Source organism: Arthrobacter rhamnosi, assembly GCF_054510975.1.
The window spans coordinates 611,724-630,490 of sequence record NZ_JBTNDN010000002.1 but is presented as its reverse complement, the minus strand read 5'-3'; the positions used below and the strand labels follow the sequence as shown (position 1 = coordinate 630,490).

Annotated in this window: 19 protein-coding genes and 2 pseudogenes; 8 read left to right on the top strand and 13 right to left on the bottom strand. The window is 68.2% G+C overall.

Features of this window, described 5'->3' with window-relative positions; all coding sequences use genetic code 11:
- Positions 1 to 17 precede the first annotated feature (17 nt).
- A complete protein-coding gene (locus ACX80J_RS07320; protein ID WP_459346118.1) occupies positions 18 to 995 on the bottom strand; it encodes an MsnO8 family LLM class oxidoreductase in 978 nt (325 codons plus the stop codon).
- Positions 996 to 1,118: 123 nt separating this feature from the next.
- Between ACX80J_RS07320 and ACX80J_RS07315 the strand changes: the two genes are divergently transcribed.
- From ACX80J_RS07315 to ACX80J_RS07305, 3 genes are all read left to right on the top strand, one after another.
- Positions 1,119 to 1,448, top strand: a complete 330-nt coding sequence (locus ACX80J_RS07315) for a hypothetical protein (protein WP_459346117.1) — start codon at positions 1,119 to 1,121, stop codon at positions 1,446 to 1,448.
- 149 nt (positions 1,449 to 1,597) lie between these two features.
- Positions 1,598 to 2,452, top strand: coding sequence for a metal-dependent hydrolase (locus tag ACX80J_RS07310; protein WP_459346116.1), 855 nt, complete (start codon positions 1,598 to 1,600; stop codon positions 2,450 to 2,452).
- A 95-nt stretch (positions 2,453 to 2,547) separates the two neighbouring features.
- The gene (locus ACX80J_RS07305) at positions 2,548 to 2,730 is read left to right on the top strand and encodes a hypothetical protein (protein ID WP_459346115.1); all 183 of its coding nucleotides are present in this window, start codon (positions 2,548 to 2,550) and stop codon (positions 2,728 to 2,730) included.
- An 86-nt stretch (positions 2,731 to 2,816) separates the two neighbouring features.
- Here ACX80J_RS07305 and ACX80J_RS07300 read toward each other — a convergent pair whose 3' ends face one another.
- The 6 genes from ACX80J_RS07300 to hisD form a co-directional block, all read right to left on the bottom strand.
- Positions 2,817 to 3,512, bottom strand: a complete 696-nt coding sequence (locus ACX80J_RS07300; RefSeq protein WP_459347306.1) for a DsbA family oxidoreductase — start codon at positions 3,510 to 3,512, stop codon at positions 2,817 to 2,819.
- Between the two features lie 63 nt (positions 3,513 to 3,575).
- A complete protein-coding gene (locus ACX80J_RS07295; protein ID WP_301224153.1) occupies positions 3,576 to 3,764 on the bottom strand; it encodes a hypothetical protein in 189 nt (62 codons plus the stop codon).
- A 119-nt stretch (positions 3,765 to 3,883) separates the two neighbouring features.
- Positions 3,884 to 4,735, bottom strand: coding sequence for an amino acid ABC transporter ATP-binding protein (locus ACX80J_RS07290; protein ID WP_459346112.1), 852 nt, complete (start codon positions 4,733 to 4,735; stop codon positions 3,884 to 3,886).
- Positions 4,728 to 5,339: an amino acid ABC transporter permease gene (locus ACX80J_RS07285; protein WP_459346169.1), complete on the bottom strand. Its 612-nt coding sequence runs from the start codon at positions 5,337 to 5,339 to the stop codon at positions 4,728 to 4,730. The genes ACX80J_RS07290 and ACX80J_RS07285 overlap by 8 nt, the downstream gene beginning before the upstream one ends.
- A gap of 86 nt (positions 5,340 to 5,425) precedes the next feature.
- The gene (locus ACX80J_RS07280) at positions 5,426 to 6,235 is read right to left on the bottom strand and encodes an ABC transporter substrate-binding protein (RefSeq protein WP_459346111.1); all 810 of its coding nucleotides are present in this window, start codon (positions 6,233 to 6,235) and stop codon (positions 5,426 to 5,428) included.
- Positions 6,232 to 7,578 carry a histidinol dehydrogenase gene (gene hisD, locus ACX80J_RS07275; protein ID WP_459347305.1) on the bottom strand — a complete coding sequence of 449 codons (1,347 nt, stop codon included), beginning with the start codon at positions 7,576 to 7,578 and terminating at the stop codon, positions 6,232 to 6,234. Before hisD ends, ACX80J_RS07280 begins: the two co-directional genes overlap by 4 nt.
- Before the next feature lie 71 nt (positions 7,579 to 7,649).
- On the opposite strand from hisD, the gene ACX80J_RS07270 reads away from it, so the two are divergent.
- Entirely contained in the window at positions 7,650 to 8,564 is a 915-nt protein-coding gene (locus ACX80J_RS07270) for a LysR family transcriptional regulator (protein ID WP_459346109.1), read from the top strand.
- 78 nt (positions 8,565 to 8,642) lie between these two features.
- On the opposite strand, the gene ACX80J_RS07265 is transcribed toward ACX80J_RS07270, so the two are convergent.
- Positions 8,643 to 9,281 (bottom strand): HAD family hydrolase, encoded by a 639-nt coding sequence (locus ACX80J_RS07265; protein WP_459347304.1) that lies wholly within the window; start codon positions 9,279 to 9,281, stop codon positions 8,643 to 8,645.
- 161 nt (positions 9,282 to 9,442) lie between these two features.
- On the opposite strand from ACX80J_RS07265, the gene ACX80J_RS07260 reads away from it, so the two are divergent.
- A complete protein-coding gene (locus ACX80J_RS07260) occupies positions 9,443 to 10,906 on the top strand; it encodes a protein adenylyltransferase SelO (protein ID WP_459347303.1) in 1,464 nt (487 codons plus the stop codon).
- 38 nt (positions 10,907 to 10,944) lie between these two features.
- Here ACX80J_RS07260 and ACX80J_RS07255 read toward each other — a convergent pair whose 3' ends face one another.
- The 5 genes and pseudogenes from ACX80J_RS07255 to ACX80J_RS07235 form a co-directional block, all read right to left on the bottom strand.
- Entirely contained in the window at positions 10,945 to 11,964 is a 1,020-nt protein-coding gene (locus ACX80J_RS07255) for an ABC transporter permease (protein WP_459347302.1), read from the bottom strand.
- Positions 11,961 to 12,956 (bottom strand): ABC transporter permease, encoded by a 996-nt coding sequence (locus ACX80J_RS07250; protein ID WP_459347301.1) that lies wholly within the window; start codon positions 12,954 to 12,956, stop codon positions 11,961 to 11,963. The genes ACX80J_RS07255 and ACX80J_RS07250 overlap by 4 nt, the downstream gene beginning before the upstream one ends.
- Positions 12,953 to 13,630, bottom strand: a pseudogene (locus ACX80J_RS07245) (ATP-binding cassette domain-containing protein); the annotation flags it as partial. The gene ACX80J_RS07250 and the pseudogene ACX80J_RS07245, both read right to left, overlap by 4 nt.
- A 324-nt stretch (positions 13,631 to 13,954) precedes the next feature.
- A pseudogene (locus ACX80J_RS07240) lies at positions 13,955 to 14,470 on the bottom strand (ATP-binding cassette domain-containing protein); the annotation flags it as partial.
- Positions 14,471 to 14,527: 57 nt separating this feature from the next.
- Entirely contained in the window at positions 14,528 to 15,607 is a 1,080-nt protein-coding gene (locus ACX80J_RS07235) for an ABC transporter substrate-binding protein (protein ID WP_459347300.1), read from the bottom strand.
- Between the two features lie 225 nt (positions 15,608 to 15,832).
- On the opposite strand from ACX80J_RS07235, the gene ACX80J_RS07230 reads away from it, so the two are divergent.
- From ACX80J_RS07230 to ACX80J_RS07220, 3 genes are all read left to right on the top strand, one after another.
- A complete protein-coding gene (locus tag ACX80J_RS07230; RefSeq protein ID WP_459347299.1) occupies positions 15,833 to 16,939 on the top strand; it encodes a Gfo/Idh/MocA family protein in 1,107 nt (368 codons plus the stop codon).
- A 144-nt stretch (positions 16,940 to 17,083) separates the two neighbouring features.
- The gene (locus ACX80J_RS07225) at positions 17,084 to 17,998 is read left to right on the top strand and encodes a sugar phosphate isomerase/epimerase family protein (protein WP_459347298.1); all 915 of its coding nucleotides are present in this window, start codon (positions 17,084 to 17,086) and stop codon (positions 17,996 to 17,998) included.
- Positions 17,999 to 18,000: 2 nt separating this feature from the next.
- Positions 18,001 to 18,762 carry an SDR family NAD(P)-dependent oxidoreductase gene (locus ACX80J_RS07220; RefSeq protein ID WP_459347297.1) on the top strand — a complete coding sequence of 254 codons (762 nt, stop codon included), beginning with the start codon at positions 18,001 to 18,003 and terminating at the stop codon, positions 18,760 to 18,762.
- Positions 18,763 to 18,767 lie beyond the last annotated feature (5 nt).

Genomic DNA, 18,767 nt, shown 5'->3' with positions numbered 1-18,767 from the left:
CTGGGGGCCGGGGAGAGCTAGGCGGCCGCGAGTTCCGCGAGCAGCTCATCGGACGCGGCCTGCCCCTCGAGATCGAATGCCCCGCCGCTGACCAGCAGCTCGTCGGCACCCGTGCGCGCCTGGAGCTCCGTGAGCTGCCGCGCCACGTCCGCCGGAGTCCCGTGGACGGCGCTGGCGAGCGAGTCCTGGACGAATCCCTCTTCCCGGGCCGAGAGGGGTTCGTCTCCCACGGCCTCCAGCGGCGGGAAGTGTCCTCTGGTCCGCGAGACGGCGAGCGCGCGGGCTTCGGGCAGCAGCAGGTGGCGTGCCTCGGACGTCGTCCCTGCGACTGCGATGTTCACCGACACCAGCACCTTCGGCCCGTCCCACCACGGGGACGGACGGAACTGCTCCCGGTAGCGCTCGAGCACGGGGATCCGGTCCCGGAACAGCACGGGCCCGCCGAGCACGACGGCGAGACCGGAGCGGGCCGCGATGTCCACACCCTGGCCGGTGGCGAGGACGAAGACGGGCGTCCGCCCACCGTCCTGGGGACGAGCTGTCACGGGAGCGGTACCACCGAGGAAGGCGAGCAACTCGGCGATGTCCTGCTCGAACCGGCCGGCGTCCTCCTTCCCGGTCCGCAGCGCGGACCGCACGGCCTGCGTGAAACCGAGCGAGCGGCCGATTCCCAGGTCGAAGCGGCCATCGAACAGGGCACCGAGCGTGGCGGCCTGCTCGGCGACGACCAGGGGCTGGTGGTTCGGCAGCATGATCCCGCCCGTGCCGACGCGGATCGTGCTCGTGCGTGCGGCGACCGCGGCCGCCAGCACGGCGGGTACCGACCCCGCGATGCCGGGTACGCCGTGGTGCTCGGCGACCCAGAACCTCCGGTACCCGAGCCGCTCGGCCCGCTGCGCGCGCTCCCCGACGCGCTGCAGCGTGTCCGCCTCGGAGGAGCCGAGCCGGGACTGTGCGCGGTCGAGGATGGACAGGCCATCGAAAGGAAGGGACATACTCCGTGGAACTCCTAGGGGGCGGGCGACATTCCGGGTACTCTTGCGGGACGGACGGCGGCGTCGCCGTCCGAGTCTGCCGAACAACGGGGTCCGGCGGGCCGAGAACACCACCGGAGCATCATGAGGATCTTCACCGGAATCCGCCGTCGCAGGCAGCAACCGTCCGCACCCGCTCCTGGCCGCGTGCCCGTGAGCGAGCTCGACACCCTCGCCGCCAGCATCGCCGATTCCCAGGCACGCCTGCTCATGATCGCCGATCGTGTTGCCGACGGCCGCGCCCAGCCCGGCGACGAGAGCCGGCTGCGCATCCAGCGACAGATGACCGCCAGTTTCCAGAAGCGCCTCGAGAAGGTCGCGCTGCCCGTCGGCACGGGCGACGACGCCGAGGCCTGGTTGCGCTCCGTCACCGACCCTTCCGGCCTGGGCACCCGGCAGAAGGACTCGCACTAGCAGTCCTGCGAGGGGCGGGCTGCCGGCTTCCGAATAATGCACTTCGGATGATGGCATTCGAATAATGACAGTGGCGCGCGTCAGGATGAGGCTCTGCCGCCGGTTGGACACCCGCAGCCGGCGTGGTCTCACCGAAAGGACTTCCCGTCATGATGGGCGCCCACCATGCTGCCTGCGGCGCTGCCGCCTGGGTCGCTGCCACCACCCGGATCGAACTGGGGACCGGCCCCCTGGCCGCCGTACTGCCGGCCCTGCCGGAGTCCGTCACCCTCGGATTCGGTCTCCTCGATGTCAGCCCCGTGGGCGTCGTCACGGGAGCCCTGGTCACGGCGGGCGCCGCGCTCCTGCCCGACGCCGACCATCACAGCGCCACCATCGCCCATTCGCTGCCGCCGCTGTCCAACCTGTTATGCGCCGGCGTGGGCGCCATCTCCGGCGGCCACCGGCGCGGCACCCATTCGCTGCTCGGCGTCGCCGCGTTCGTCGCCGTCGCGTTCGTCGCGGGGCTCTGGACGGTCGAGACCGCCGCTTTCGGCACCATCTACCCGGGTGCGGGCCTGCTGACGGTTCTCCTCGTCTCCTTCGCCGCCAAAGCCCTGAAGATCATCCCGGACAGCATGCGCAGGTCCCCGTGGGCGGTCGGTCTGACCGCCGGGGCGTTCGTCACCGCGTTCGCGCCGGAGGAGCAGTTCTGGTTCCCCCTCGCCGTCGGCGTCGGCGTCGTGGTCCACATCCTCGGCGACATGCTCACGACCGGCGGGTGCAACCCCGTCTACCCGTTCCGGCTCCGGCGTCCGCGCAGCCTGGCGAAACTGCCGGTGGTCGCGCAGGTGTGGCGGCCGAACGGCAACATCGCGGTGCCCGTCCTCGGCAATGCCGGTTCCCTCCGCGAGTGGTGCCTGCTCGTGCCGGTCTCGCTCTACGCGCTCGGCGGCATCGGCTGGGCCGTTCTCCGGATCGACGACGGCGGGGCGGCGGTCGCACACCTGCCCGGACTGGGGTGAGGGAGAGTGGGAGGCGAGCCGAGGGAGATACGAAAGAAGCCGGAAACACAGCCGCGCTAGTGTCGGAGCTGACCCCGGAAGCTGGAGGAGTTTCTATGCATCGCGACGGTTTGTTCTTCGATCCCCTGCAGGACGAGGCGGACGTCCCGCCCGCAGCACCCGAGCCTGCGCGGCACCGCCGGCCGAGCGCCGAGGAACTGCAGGTCCAGCGTCAACGCGAGCTCGCGCGCGTCCAGGACGAACTGAAGCGGATGGCCCGGGGGTCCGGACGCCGCTGACGACGGCGGGACTCGAGCCCGCCGTCGTCGTCCAGGACCTAGCGCTCAGGGCCTACTGCCCAGGGGTGCCGTTCACGGGCCGAGGCCTAGCAGCCCTCGGGACCGCAGGCCGGACCGTCGGCGGAGGGGGTGAGCGACACCAAGGGGTGGGACTCCTGCCATGCCTGGTCGAGGGCCTGCCGGAACAGCTCGGTCGGCTGGGCGCCGGAGATCCCGTACTTGCGGTCGACCACGAAGAACGGGACGCCCTGCACGCCGAGGGTCCGTGCCTCGTCGATGTCGCGCCGGACGTCGTCGGCGAAGCGGTCACCGCCCACGGTCTCGCGGACCTCGTCCTCGTCCAGACCGATGCCCGCTCCGAGGGAGACCAGGACGTCGACGTCGGACGTGTCCAGTCCCTGCTCGAAGTGGGCGGACATGACGGCTTCCTTGGCGGCGTAGCCCCGGCCGTGGGATTTCGCGAGGTGCAGGAAGCGGTGTGCCGTGAAGCTGTTGCCCACGACGATGCGGTCGAAGTCGAAGTTCAGGCCCTCGCCTGCGGCCTGCTGGCCGAGGTGCTGCCACATCTCCCGGACCTGCTCGGGGGCGATGCCCTTGCGCTCGGCGAGGTACTGCTGCTCGGTGCCGTCGTAGTGGTCGGGCAGACCCGGGTCGAGCTGGTAGCTCTTCCAGGTCACCTCGACACTGTCCCGGTGGGGGAAGTCCGCGAGGGCCTTCTCGAAACGGCGCTTGCCCACGAAGCACCACGGGCACTTCACATCGGACCAAATCTCAATCTGCATGCCTGATGCAACCGTGTCGGGCCCGGGTCCTATTCCCCGAAAGGCAGGACCCGGGCCGCGCCGTCACCGCCGGTTGAGGAGGCCGCGCAGCATCTTGCCGACGCCGCCCGAGCCTGATGCCGGCGTTCCGGTGGTCCGCCCCCGTGTGTTCATGCCGCCGGCCCTGGTGCGTCCGGTTGCCGACGTGGTGCCGGTCCCGGACCTGCCGAGGTAGCGGCCCGCCGCGTTCTTGACCATGTTGCTGATGCCCATGATGATCTCCTTCGATCTCGCCTCTGCACCCGAAACATCAGGTGGCTTATTACTTTACTCTGGCCGACCTATGCCGACCAGAGCGCGCCGAGGCGCCCGGGGGCGGGGTCGGGGTCGGGCTACACCGTGCCCGGAGGCTCGACGGTCAGGCCCGACCGCCGAAGCAGCGCGTACGTCTTCGGGTGCTTGGGCCGGAAGAAGACCTCGTCCGGCGTCCCCTTCTCGACGATGACGCCCTGGTCCATGACCACGATGATGTCCGCGATGTCGCGGGCGAACTGCATCTCGTGCGTGACGATCACCATGGTGGTGCCCTGGGCGGCAATGGACTTGATCACCGCGAGGACTTCCTCCACCAGCTCCGGATCCAGCGCCGACGTGGGCTCGTCGAACAGCATGACGCTCGGATCCATGGCGAGGGCCCGGGCAATCGCGACACGCTGCTTCTGCCCGCCGGACAGCCTCGACGGATAGTTGTCCTTCCGGTCCAGCAGCCCGACCCTCTTCAGGTTCTCGAGGGCGTGCTGCTGCGCCTCCTCCCGGGACATCTTCTTGACGTCCTGCAGGGGCGCCATGACGTTGCCCAGGGCGGTCTTGTTCAGGAAGAGGTTGAACTGCTGGAAGACCATGCCGAGGTCGGTCCGCTTCTTCGCCGTGATGGAGGCCTTCTCGTCCACGAGCTTCCCGCCGCGCTCCTCGTAGCCCACGAGGTGCCCGTTGACCAGGATCCGGCCGTCGTCGATCGTCTCGAGCTTGTTCATGCAGCGCAGCAGGGTGCTCTTGCCGGATCCGCTGGAGCCGAGGATGACGACCGTCTCCCCCTTGTGGACATCCAGGTCGACGCCCTTGAGGACCTCGATCCGGTTGACCTCCCGCCGCTGTCCGCGGAGTCGCTGCAGCAGGCTCGGGGTCTTGGTCACCACGAACGTCTTATGGACGTCCCGGGCACTCACGATCACTTCGTCAGACATGGACCCTCGCTCTCTTCTCCAGGGCACTCACGATGCGGGACAACGGGAGGCTGATCAGCAGGTACAGCAGTGCGGCCGCCGTGTAGACCTGCGTCGTCTCGAACGTCTGCGCGTTGATGACGTTCGCCGTCTTCAGGATCTCGGTCACGGCGATGACCGAGGTCAGGGCCGTGTCCTTCACCATCGCGATGAAGTAGTTGCCGATCGGCCCCAGCGACACGATGAAGGACTGCGGCAGGACGACCTTCCAGAGGGCCCTGCCCGGCGTATAGCCGAGCGACAGTGCCGCTTCCGTCTGGCCCGCCTCGACCGCGAGGATGGCCGAGCGGAACACTTCCGACAGGTAGGCCGCGTAGTTCAGGCCCAGACCCAGGATGCCCGCGGGCACCGGATCGATGTTCACCCCGATGGCTGGCAGGACGAAGAAGATGTAGACCAGCTGCACGAGGAGGGGTGTCCCCCTCATGACCTCGACGTAGACCAGGGCTATCCCGCGCAGGACCCTCGACTTGGAGATCCTCGCGAGGGCCAGCAGCATGCCGAGGACGAGGGCCAGTGCCATCGCTCCCAGGGCGAGCTGGATGACGATCGGCGCTGCCGCCAGCAGCCGGGGGAAGTAGCTGAGCGTGCTTGTGATGAAATCGATGGCCGGACCTTCCTTTCAGCGCAGGAACAACGGGGAAGGAACGGTCAGTCGACGGCGTTGCTCTCGGTCAGCCCGTACTTGGTGAGGATCTCCATGTAGTCGGGAGAGGCCTTCAGCTCCGCGAGGCCGGAGTTCAGTTCGTCGAGCAGTTGCGTGTTCTCCTTCGGCACTGCCGCACCGATCAGGCCGGGGAAGTAGGGCTCGTACGGGTCCACGATCTTGATGGCGTCGTTCGGGTTCTGCACGAGGCTGTACGCGACGACGGCCGCGTCGGTGAAGACGACGTCGACCTGCTTGTTCTCCACGGCCTTCAGCAGTGCCGCCTGCGAATCGAAGTACTTGATCTCCTTGGGCTCCAGGGACTCCGCCAGCTCGATGAAGGTGGTGCCGGTCTGGACGCCGATCACGGTGCCCTTCGCGTCGTCGCGGCTGGTCATGGTCGAGTCTCCCGGGACCACCATGCCCTCACCCTGCTGGTACCAGGTGTCCGTGAAGTTGACCTCCTCCTTGCGGACGTCCGTGATGTACATGGCGTCCACGACGGCGTCGGCCTTGCCCGCCTTGATGGCGGGGATCAGGGTGGCGAATTCGGACACGAAGACCTCCACCTCCCAGCCCTTCTTGTCCGCGATCCAGTTGATCATCTCGCCGTCGATACCCTGCAGGTCGCCGGCGTCGTCGGTGAAGGAGAAGGGAGCATCGTTGGAGGTGGCGATGGTGATCTTCTCGATCGCCTCACCGTCGCCCCCTCCGCCCTCGCTGCCGCCGGAGTCCCCTCCGCCGCACGCGGTCAGTGTCAGTGCGATCCCCAGTGCACCGGCTGCGAAGGACGTGAATGCGCGCCTGCTGTTCATGGTTGCTCCTTGGTCGATGCTGAATGGTTCTCGAATCGGGTGATGCGGAGGTCGGCCGTCCGCTGGTGCGCCTCCATCGCCTCGTAGGCGGAGATCTCGGACACGAGGGGGGCCAGCTGCATGGTCGCCGAGCGGTCGATGCGCTGGAAGGTGAGGGGTTTCAGGAACCGGGCGACGGACAGGCCGGCCGACGAGCGCGCCCCGCCGCCGGTGGGCAGCACGTGGTTGGTCCCGGTGATGCCCTTGTCGGAGTACGCGACCGTGGACCAGGGCCCCAGGAAGAGCGACCCGTAGTTGGTGAGGTTCTTCTGGAAGTAGTCGTCGTCGGCGGTGATGACCTCCAGGTGCTCGGGCGCGAGCACGTCCATCAGTTCGACGGCGGTCGCGTTGTCCTCCGCGAGGTACACGGTCCCGTAGTCCCGCCAGGCCGCGCCGGCGATGTCGCGGGTGCTGAGGTCCACGAGCTGGCGGTCCACCTCGGCGATCACCGCGACGGCGAGGTCCCGCGACGTCGTGACGAGCGCGGCGGGCGACTGCGGGCCGTGCTCGGCCTGCCCGAGCAGGTCCGCGGCGACGAGAACGGGGTCGGCCGTGTCGTCGGCGATCACGGCGACCTCCGACGGCCCGGCAAGCAGATCCATGCCGACCCGGCCGAAGAGCTGCCGCTTCGCCTCCGTGACGTAGGCGTTGCCGGCGCCCACGAGCATGTCCATCGGTTGTTCCCCCAGCAGCCCGAAGGCCATGGCGGCCAGGGCCTGGACGCCTCCGACGACGAACGCCCGGTCGACGCCGGAGAGGTAGGCGGAGTAGAACACCGCCGGGTTGCCCGCGGTCGGCGAGGTGGGTGGCGAGCAGGCGATCACCGTGGGCACGCCCGCCGTCTTCGCGACACCGACGGTCATGAACGCGCTCGCGAGGATGGGGAACCGTCCGGCCGGCAGGTAGGCCCCGACTCGCTGGACCGGGATGTACCGGTGGCCCACCACCACCCCGGGCATCACTTCGGCCTCGAAGTCCTGCAGGTGCCGGAGCTGGAGTCCGGCGAATTTCCGGGTCCGTTCCGCCCCGGCCTCGAGAGCCGCGCGCAGTTCCGGCGTCAGCGCGTCGCCGGTCCTCCGGAGGGAGTCGGAGTCCAGCTCGACGTCGCCGCCCGCCCAGCCGTCGAGGACCCGGGAGTACTCGGCGACGGCGTCGCGCCCGCCCTTCTCGATGGTCGACAGCATCTCCGACACCGTCTCGACGACCTTCGGCAGCCGCTGCGCCGGCACGCCGCCGATCTCGGCACTCTTCAGGCATTCGTAGGACCCCCCGATGAAGGAGGCGTACTGGGCATTCAGTTCCATGGGGGAAGCCTAGGACCGGACGCAGCATAGGGGAACCCACCCTTTCCCGACAGAAGATATAGGTTTGCCCTATGACGCTGAACCAGCTCCGGGCCTTCCTCGCCGCCTACAGCTGCCGATCGCTGAGCGCTGCCGCGAAGGAGCTCGGCATCAGCCAGGCGTCCGCGTCCGAGCTGATCTCGCGGCTGGAGCAGGAACTGGGCTCCCCCCTGTTCACCCGCACGTCCAGGGGCCTGTCCCCCGCCCCCGCGGCGGAGGAGCTCCATGCCCACGCCCTCGACTGCGTCAACTCGGCCCGGCGCGGCGTCGAGGCCGTGCGGGCCCTGCAGACGCTCAGCGGCGGGGTGTCGACCTTCGGCGTGCTCCGGTACGCCGCCAACTACGACCTCGCGGACCTCGTGGTGCAGTTCCACCAGCAGCACCCGGAGGTACGGGTGCGCATGATCGGGCTGAACTCCCACGTCGTCGCCGCGTCGGTGGCGAGCGGGGAGATCGAGTGCGGCCTGGTCGTACTGCCGGTGGACAGCGAGAACCTCGAGGTCCGGCAGCTCGCGCGGGACGAGGTGTGCTTCATCTCGTCCACCCGCCCCGCGGACGCGGGACCGGTGAGCATCCAGGAACTGGCCGCCGCGAAACTCGTCCTTTACGACGCCCATGCCGGCTGGAAGGATCCCACGCGCCGCCAGCTGCTGGACCGGGCGAACCTCGCGGGCCTGTCCATCGAGGCGGACATGGAGGTGGAACACGCCGAGACGGCCTACAGCCTCGTAGCTGCGGGAGCCGGCGATTCCTTCATGGCCAGCGGCATCCTCGAGTCCCTGCGGCGCGACGACGACGTCAGGAGTTTCCCGTTCGCCGAGCCCCTCTACGACACCATCGCCCTCGTGCAGCGGAAGCACGGCTATCTCTCGCCCGCGACGCGCCGGTTCTCCGCCTTCGCGGAGCGTGCCGTGGCCGCGCAGGGCGGGCTGACCAGCCTGGTGTGATCAGCCCGCCCTGTCCGGTTACGAGGCCGCGATGTCCGCGCCGGTCAGGAGCGGAGCCAGTTCTCGGCAGCGGACGGTTCAGAGGTGGGTGGTGAGGTCTCCATCCAGTGCGGCGCGGGGGTTGTGCGAGTGCCGGACCCCCACCGTGAAGGCGCCGAGCTCCCTGCCCAGCGCGAGGTAGGCGTCGCTGTCCTCCAGCACCACGCACGGGGGCACGCACAGCTCACGGAACAGAGCTTCCTTGTCGCGGCCGGCGTCGCGGCGTGCCACGCGCACGAACGGGTCGAGGCCCCACTTCCCGAGCAGCGCCGCGATGAGGTCCGGGTCGCCGTTGGAGACCACCACCTGCTCGGCGGCGACCTCCGCCAGCGCCGGCATGAGGCGGGCGGCGAGCCAGGACGGCGCGAGGCCCTCCAGGGCCGAGACGGCGACGACTTCGCCGCGTTCCCTGTGGAGCGCGGCGATGTCCTCCTCCGCGGCAGGGAATCCTTCGGAGATCACACGCTCCCAGATCCACTGCTCGGTGTGCCCCACGAGGTCGCCGAAGAAACCAGGGCCGAAACGGTAGCTCCGGCGTTCCGCCAGGTCCCGGTAGCTCGCCTCGTGCAGCGGTTCGGTATGCCCGACGACGCCGTCGAAGTCCCAGATGACGCGCGCACCTGCCGCCTCCTGCAGCACCCTCTCCGCCAGTCGTGCCGCGTCATCGCCGTTCACCATTGACCCTTATCCCTGGACCACCCGTGCCAGCCGGAAGGTGGCGCCTGATGTCGGCCATCGTAGGGTGACCGCCGCGAGTCGGCCAACCAGGCATTGCGCAAGCGCGTCATGCACGGCCCGGGCCGTGCCAATGCCGCAGCCGCCGGGCGTACGGTGGAGAGATGAGCGTGCCTACAGATTCCAGGGTCACTTTCGACGGTCGCTTCGCACGGGAACTGCCGGAGATGGCGGTCGCGTGGCAGGCGGACGAGGCTCCCGAGCCGCAGCTGCTCGCCCTCAACGACCAGCTCGCCGCGGAACTCGGCGTCGATCCCGGGTTCCTCCGGTCCCCTGAGGGCCTCGCCCTGCTCATCGGCACCTCGGTGCCGGACGGTGCGACGCCGGTGGCCCAGGCCTACTCCGGGCACCAGTTCGGGAGCTTCAACCCGAGGCTCGGCGACGGGCGCGCGCTCCTCCTCGGCGAGATCACCGACACCGAGGGGCGCCTGCGCGACATCCACCTCAAGGGCTCGGGCCGCACGCCCTTCGCACGCGGCGGTGACGGGCTCGCCGTCGTCGGGCCAATGCTCCGCGAGTACATCCTCAGCGAGGCCATGCAGGCACTCGGGATACCGACGACGCGCTCCCTCGCCGTCGTCGCGACCGGGCGCGCCGTGCGCCGCGAGACGATGCTGCCCGGCGCCGTCCTGACGCGCGTCGCGAGCAGCCACCTGCGCGTGGGCAGCTTCCAGTACGCGGCGGCCACCGGCAACCAGGACCTCCTCAGGCGCCTCGCCGACCACGCCATCAGCCGGCACTACCCCGAGGCCGCGGCCGCCGAGCGCCCCTACCTCGCCCTGTTCGAGTCGGTCGTGTCAGCGCAGGCCTCGCTCGTGGCGCAATGGATGCTCGTGGGGTTCATCCACGGGGTGATGAACACCGACAACATGACCATCTCGGGCGAGACCATCGACTACGGACCCTGCGCCTTCATGGACGTCTTCGACTACTCCAGCGTCTACAGCTCCATCGACCACGGCGGACGCTACGCCTATGCCAACCAGCCACTCATCGCGGAGTGGAACCTCGCACGCCTCGCGGAGACCCTGCTGCCGCTTCTCCACGACGACCAGGAGCAGGCGGTCGCACTCGCCGTCGGCGTGCTCGAGACCTTCCGCCCCCGGTACAGCGGCGCGTGGCTCACCGGGATGAAGGCCAAGCTGGGACTGCCGGAGGACACCGCCGACGACGTGGCGTCGCCCCTCGCCGACGACGTGCTCACCCTCCTGCAGGAGAACCACGTCGACTACACGTCCTTCTTCCGAGGCCTCAGCTCCGTAATCCGCGGGAACGCGCGGCCGGCTCGTGACAAGGTGCTCGACGTCGCCGCCTTCGATGCCTGGGCGGCCCGCTGGCTGCCGCTGGCCCCCGATGCCGACGCCATGGACCGCGTCAACCCCGTGTACATCCCGAGGAACCACCTCGTCGAGGAGGCGCTCGCAGCCGCGACGGCAGGCGACCTCGAACCGCTGGACCGGCTCGTCGGCGTCGTCCGCGCACCCTTCGACGAGCGACCCGGCCTGGAGCGCTACGCTGCGGGAGCACCGGACGACTTCGGCTCGTACACGACGTACTGCGGGACCTGAGGCCTCCCGAACCGCGGAGGCCGACCAGCGCCCGCAGGTCAGTTGTTCGCCCGCCGGCCGTACAGGGAGATGACGAGCAGGATGATGACCCCGTAGATGAGCTGCTGGATATTGGCCCCCAGGTTCAGCACGGCCACGAGCGTGGAGACCTGGGCGAGCACCAGCGCGCCACCAACCGTTCCGACCACCGATCCGCGTCCGCCGAAGATGGACGCGCCGCCGACGACGACGGCCGCGACCGAGGAGAGCAGGTAGCTCGCCCCCATCGTGGCGGATGCCTGCTGGTAGTAGCCCACGATCACAACACCCGTGAAGGCCGCAAGGACGCCGCTGAGCACATAGCCTCCGATCCGGATGCGGTCCACGGGAAGCCCCCCGAGCCGTGCGGCCTCGGCGGCCGAGCCCACGACGAAGAGCGAACGCCCCCACCCGGTGAAGCTCAACACCAGTTGCAGAACCGCCATGAGCACCAGTCCGAGCGGAAGCACCGCGGCGGTCTCCAGGCCGAGCACCGAGATCTTCGCGGACGTGATGGCGAGGATGAATCCCGGAATCGCGGTGAGTTCGGAGAAGTTGAACACCAGGAGTATGACGCCGAACAGCAAGCCGTTCATGGCGATGGTCGTGACGATCGGGGTGAGCCCGAGTTTCGAGATGACCACCCCGTTGAGGAAACCGATCACCGCACCCGTCACGAGTGCCGCCGCGAACGCGCCGACGGCTCCGAACGGGCCGACGAGCCCGAGGAACGTGAGGGCGGAGAAGGCGATCGTGTTCGGCACCGACAGATCGATACCGGCCTGGATGACGGCGATCGTCTGCCCGAACGATGCGATCGAGAGGATGATCGCGAACGTCGCCGTCCCGATGAGTGAGTCGACCGTGATGAGGTTCGGCCGGATGAGGCCGCCGATCACGAACAGCACCAGGAAGGCGATCAGGGGCCAGATGCTGCGGGGAACGCGGGATCCGACCCGCCGGGCGGACGACCACCCCAGCGGCTTCCCGCGCGGCTCCCCGGCCGGTGACTGGCTGGCGGGTACGGCGCTGCTGGTCATGGTCGACGTCCCTTCACGGCGAATGCGACTTTGCCCCAGACGACCGGCAGGCCGACGACGGTGAAGATGATGAGGGCGCTGATGACGTACTGCCAGTAGGAGTTGACGCCGGCGAAGAAGAGGAGATTGCCGATCAGCCCGAGCGTGCAGGCGGCGAGGACCGTGCCGATGATGCTGCCCCGACCGCCGGTGAAGGCGGCACCGGCGAGCGCGACGGCGGCGATCGAGCTCAGGAGGTATGCGTCCCCACTCCGGGGGTCCCCCGTGACCGTGGAGGCGGCGAGCATCATGGCTCCGAGGGACGTCACCATGCCGGCGAGGCCGAAGGCGAGCAGCTTCGTGAGCCGCGCGTCGAGGCCGGCCGCCCTCACGCTCTCCATGTTGGATCCGACACCGTAGATGTGCCGGCCGAGGGCGCTGCGCTGCAGCAGGAGCCACAGGAGCACCGCGACGACGGACAGCCAGACCAGTGAGACGGGGAGGTAGGGCAGCAGTTCACCGCTCGTGGCGAGGTAGATGGCCTTGGTGATTCCTCCCCCTGGCCGGTCGAGCACTTCACGGGCGAGCGAACCGAAGATGAATGCGCTCGCCAGCGTCACGGCGATGGCCGGCAGGCCCCCGTAGGCGACCAGAAGCCCGTTGAACAGCCCGCAGGCCAGCCCGACACCGATCGCCAGGGCGATGGCCAGAGGTACCGGAACGTTCTCGAGCTGCGTCGCGAACACGACATTGCAGAGGCTCATGATGGCGCCGATGGAGATGTCGATGCCGCCGACGAGCACGACGAGGAGCTGTCCCAGGGCGACCAGCGCCAGGGGCACCACGAGGTTCGAGGCGGTCTGCAGCTGGAACCGGGTGAGGAGCTCCGGGTTAATGATGACGTAGACGAGGAAGAACACGGCGAATGCGGTGATCGGTGCGATCGCCCCCTCGCGGCGGAGCCGAGTGATACCGGCGGACCGCGGCAGCCGTGCGGGCGCGGCGACACTCATGCGGCTGCCCTCAGCCCCATGGAGGCTCCGACGACGGCGTCCCCGGTCAGGCGCGCGCCCGTCAGTTCATCGATGACGGTGCCCTGGTACAGCACGACGACCCGATGGCATACGTGCACGAGTTCCTCCACTTCGGTCGAGAACCATAAGATGCCCACGCCCTGCTTCGCCAGGTCCACGATCGCCTCGTACAGTTCCTGCTTCGCCCGCACATCGATCCCGCGGGTCGGATCGTGCAGCAGGATGACGGTCCGGGACCGGTTCATCCATCGGCCGAAGACGAGCTTCTGCTGGTTGCCGCCCGACAGGGCGCCGGAGAGCTCATTCGGGCCGCGGGTATGGACCGACAGTGCGCCGAGGATGCCATCGATCCATCCCCGCTCCCGGCTGAGCCGTGGGCGCCCGCCGAGCTGGTAGGCCTTGAACCAGGGAACCAGGAGGTTCTCCCCGACGCTCATCTCCAGTGCCAGGCCCTCGCGCTTCCGGTCCTCCGGGACGTAGCCGACGCCGTGCCGCACCGACCGCACCGGCGTCGTGCCCGAAACAGTGCGACCGGCGACCGTCCAGGAGCCGGCGGAGGCCGGGGTGGCTCCGAACAGGGCCCGCAGCAATTCTGCCTGCCCGTGGCCCTGCAGGCCGCCGATCCCGAGGATCTCGCCGGCTCCCAGGGAGAGGTCAATGCCGTGCACCCCCTCGGACCGTAGGTTGGTCACCGACAGCGCGGTCGCGTCCGTCGTGCGTGCCGGCGGGTCGGGGAAGAACCGTGCGGCCTCGCGTCCTGCCATCAGTGAGATGAGCTGATTGTCCGTCCAGCTGCCCCGGATGAACTCCCCGGCAACCTTCCCGTCACGGAGGACTGCTCCACGGTCGGCGATCTCGGCGATCTCACCCAGGCGGTGCGAGACATAGATGACGCTGCCGCCCTCGGCCGTGAGCTCCCGAATGCGCTGGAAGAGCCAGGCGACTCCCGGCGGGGTCAGGGCGGATGACGCCTCGTCGAGGATCAGCAGTTTCGGCCGACCCGCCAGTGCCCGGGCGATCTCCACCAGCTGCCGGTCCGCCAGCGCCAGGGTTCCCACCGTCGCCCGCGGGTCGATGTGCGGCAGGTCGAAGGCCTCCAGTAGTTCAGCGGCCGCGATGACCGACTTCTTCTGCGAGAACCCGCGATAGGGAGCGCCGTCGGGAAGGCTGAGATTCTCGGCAACGGTCCAGTCGGGCACCAGGGCGAGTTCCTGGAAGGCACAGCGCACCCCGGACTGCCTGGATTGCCGGACGCTGCCGGATGCAAGGGGCTGGCCACCGACGGCGATGCTGCCCGAGGTCGGAGTCACGGCACCGGCGAGCATCTTCGCCACGGTGCTCTTGCCGGCACCGTTCTCGCCGACTAGCGCCAGCACCTCACCGCGGTTGCACTGGAAGCTCACGCCCTGCACCGCCTGCACCGGCCCGTAGCTCTTGATGAGGTCGGTCGCGACGAGGAGCGCCTCCACCGGCGACCTGGGGCCGTCCGGCATGTCAGGATGTCCGGGCGCCGCTGGAGCAGCGGCGCCCACTCGTGCATCAGTCATCTCCTAGGATCCCGAGTAGTACTTCATGACGTCCTCGAGCGGGAGGTCGAGGCCCGGGAAGTCGTAGCCGAGCTGGAAATTGCTCGGCTTGTCATCGAGGCAGTAATCCTTGGCGTTGTTGTTGGTGATCTCCAGAGGCGGGAAATACTGCTGCTTCTCGATCTCCTCGCCTTCGAGGAGCTTCACGGCCTGCTCGAGGCCTTTCGCGTAGATGGCGGGCTGTCCGAAGACCATGTCTCCGGTGAGGCCTTCGCCGTCGTACTTGACCAGCGCACAGGCCTCCCCGTTGTAACCGGATCCGCCGACGACCGGGACGAACGGCAGGCCGGCCGAGGCGAACGCCTCAGGCACGCCCTGGCCTCCGGTCAGGAAGGAGTAGACGCCGCCGACATCCGGGTTGGAGCGGAGGATGTTCGACATGGCCTCCTGCGCGGTCGCCTCGTTCCAGCCGTTGGTGTCCTGGGCGACGATGGTGGCACCACCCTTCTCCAGCGCTTCGGTGACGCCGGGCATCGAGCCCTCGTTGAGGGGAACGCCCGCAAGGCCCTCGAGCACTGCGACGTTCTTGTTCTCCCCGAGGTTCTTCAGCAGCCACTCCGCTCCGGTGGTCCCGGCGTTGGCCCAGTCCGTGGAGACGACGTACACGTCCTCGCTGTCGTAGGGGCCACCGTTGGCGATCACCGGGATGCCCTGGGTCGATGCCTGGGTGATGGCCGCGTCCGCGCCACTCGAGGACGCCGGGTCGAAGAGGATCAGGTCCACGCCGTCGGCGATGAGGTTCTGCATGGCGGCGTTCTGCTGCGCGGCGTCGTTGTCGTTGGTGCGGACGATCTTGAGCTCGACCTTGTCCTTGTACTCGGGCGAGTTGGCGAGAGCCTGGAGCGAAGCCAGTCCCATCTCCCGCCAGGCCTGCCCGCCCAGGGGCTGTTCGAAGCCGATCGTGAATTTCTCGTCCTCACCCCCGGCAGGGGCATCGCCGGAAGTGGCGGGTGCGCTCGCGCACCCTGCGAGCAGGACGACGACGGAGGCTGTCGCGCTCACGACAACTGCCTTCGGCAGAGAGGGACGCTGGAATCTACTCATGATTTCTCCTTTGAAATCCGGCCGTTCACAGTGCCAACACCCTTTCCCAGTGCAGAGGATGCGTGCCGGGATGCTGGTTGACGGATGTAGTCAGGGACACTACCGTACGAATGATAGCGCTGCCAGTAGCGCTATCATAAATTTTTGGTAGGGTGAGGAAATCGGGCTTCTCCCCCTCCCCCAAGCCGGAGACAAGTCATTCGCAACGACGCGATTGGAGTTCACGTGACCAGCACAACCACGGCGGCAGAACAATCCGAGCTATCCCCCGATGTCGGGATACGATGCCGCGACTACCGGATCGGCTGCATCGGGGCCGGCATGATCATGGCGGACGTGCACCTCGAGGCCTACCGCCAGGCCGGCTTTCCCGTCGTCGCTCTCGCCTCGCGCACCGAGACGAAGGCACGGGAGGTCGCCGAGCGTTACGGCATCGCGACGGTCCACCCCACTCCTGAGGACCTCATCGACGACGAATCAGTGCAGATCCTCGACATCGCGTACCCACCCGACCTGCAGCCCGCCCTCATCCGCCGGGCCCTCGGGGCCCCGCACATCCGGGCGATCCTCGCCCAGAAACCCCTGGCACTCGAGCTCGGCGAGGCGATCGCCCTCCGCGACGAGGCCGCCGCTGCCGGGAAAATCCTCTCAGTCAACCAGAACATGCGGTACGACCAGTCCATCCGGGTACTCCGCCAGCTCCTTGACCGGGGCGACCTCGGCGCTCCGGTTCTCGCCACCATCGAGATGCGGGCCATCCCGCACTGGCAGGGCTTCCTCGAGGGTTACGATCGCCTGACCCTCGCGAACATGAGCGTGCACCACCTGGACGCGCTGCGCTTCCTCTTGGGGGAGCCCACCGAGATCATGACGGTCGCCCGCGAGGATCCCCGCACCACCTTCGACCACGAGGACGGCATCGTGGTGTCCACGCTGCGATTCCCGAACAATGTACTCGCCGTGTCGATGGAGGATGTCTGGAGCGGACCCCGGGAAGAGGGCTTCGACTCCGACATCTACATCAAATGGCGGGTCGAGGGGACCCGCGGCGTCGCCCAGGGCACCATCGGCTGGCCGACAGGGAAGCCCTCCACACTCACCTACGCCTCCGCCCTCACCACCGGTGGACAGTGGGTGACGCCGACCTGGGACACCCACTGGTTCCCCCACGCCTTCATCGGCGTCATGGAGCAGGTGCAGTACGCCGTGGACACGGCCACCCCACCCGAGCTCTCGGTCGCCGACAACGTCCGGACGATGGCCCTCATCGAAGCGGGCTATCGGTCCATCGCCGAGCACCGGCCCGTGCTTCTCAGCGAGTTCGATCTCTGACTCCCCGACAGGGATGCCTTTCTTCCGACCGCATTCCCACCGCCGGCTTCGATCCGGGTTCCCCTTCAGTTCACCTTTCAGTTCATATTTCCAGTCCGCATTTCCGGTTCCACTCCCATTTCGATCGCAAGGAGCAATGACGCCATGATCCAGGTAGGCATTTTCAGCGGGTACTTCCCCTACGAGCTCGAGACGACCGCGAAGACCATCCGCGACCTGGGCTTCAACACCGTGCAGCTCGACCTGCACTTCAAGGACCTCGACCTCTCCGCCGGCCAGATCACCAAGGAGAAGGCGAAGAGGGTCAGCGACACCTTCCGGGACCACGACCTGCCGATCTGCGCCATCTCCGGCTACACGAACATCGTCCACCCCGACCCCGAGCGCCGGAAGGCGAACGTCGAGTACCTCAAGGAGATCCTCCGGAACGCACGCTCGTTCGGCACCCCCTACGTCATCAGTGAATCCGGCACCTTCAACCCGGACAGCGAGTGGGACCACCATCCGCACAACCGCACCGAGGACGGGTACGAGCAGGTGCGAAGCGTGCTGACAGAACTCGCGCAGACGGCCTACGACCACGGCGCCACTTTCCTCCTGGAGACCTACGTGAACAACGTCATCGGTTCCGTCCGGGAGACCGTGCGCGTCTTCAACGACATCCGCACACCCGGCCTCGAGCTCCTGATGGACCCGACGAACTACTTCGACGGGAACAACATCGACGACATGGACGCGGTGCTCAACGAGGTGTTCGACACCCTCGGCGACCGGGTGCGGGTGGCCCACGCGAAGGACGTCAAGCGTGCGGGCGAGGACAAGAGCGAGAAGCACGCGGACATCGGCGACGAGAACGCACTCGCCTCGCACACCTTCCGCGGCGTGGGAGACATCGAACTACCCGCGGCCGGCCTGGGCTCCCTCAACTACGACCTCTACCTGCAGCGTCTCGCCGAGCGCAACCCGAACGCCCCGCTCATCATCGAACACCTGGACGAGTCCGACGTTCCCCGTGCGAAGCAGTTCATCGTGGAGACCCTGAAGAAATACGGGATCTGACCATGACGGGAAACGGCGTGCTGCATCGACGCGTCGCGGTGGTCACAGGAGCCGGAGGGGCCCTGGGACGTGCCACGGCCCTCCGGCTGGGTGCGGACGGCTTCGCCCTCGGGGTAGTGGGACGCAAGAGCACCGAGCTGGAGGAGACCGCCGCCCAGCTCGAAGCGCTGTCGATACCGACGCGCATCCTCGAAGTGGACCTCCGCGAGGCCGACGCGATCGAGATCGCCATCACCTCGACGAACGAGGAGTTCGGGCCGGTCGAAGCCCTCGTGAACAACGCCGCGATCTATCCCAGCACGCCGTTCCTCGACATCCCGCTGTCGGAATACGACGACGTCGTGGCGGTCAACCAGCGCGCCTATTTCTATGCGGCGCAGGTCGCCGCGCGGGCGATGGTAGAGCGACGCTCGGGCGCCATCGTCAACGTCGGATCCATCACCTGGCACGGAGGCTGGTCCAACCTCGCCAGTTACGTGTCCACAAAAGGCGCCGCCGTGGCGCTGACACGCGCCCTGGCTCGTGAACTGGGCCCGTCCGGCGTCCGGGTGAACGCGGTCTCGCCGGGCGCCTTCCCCACCAAGGCGGAGGAGATCCAGGGCGACGCGGCGGAATACGGGGCGCACGTCCTTGCACACCAGGCGCTCAAGCGCCGCGGTACCGACGCGGAACTCGCAGCGGTGATCTCCTTCCTGGTCGGCCCCGACTCGTCGTTCGTCACGGGGCAGACTCTCAATGTCGACGGCGGATGGATCATGGAATGAGGACG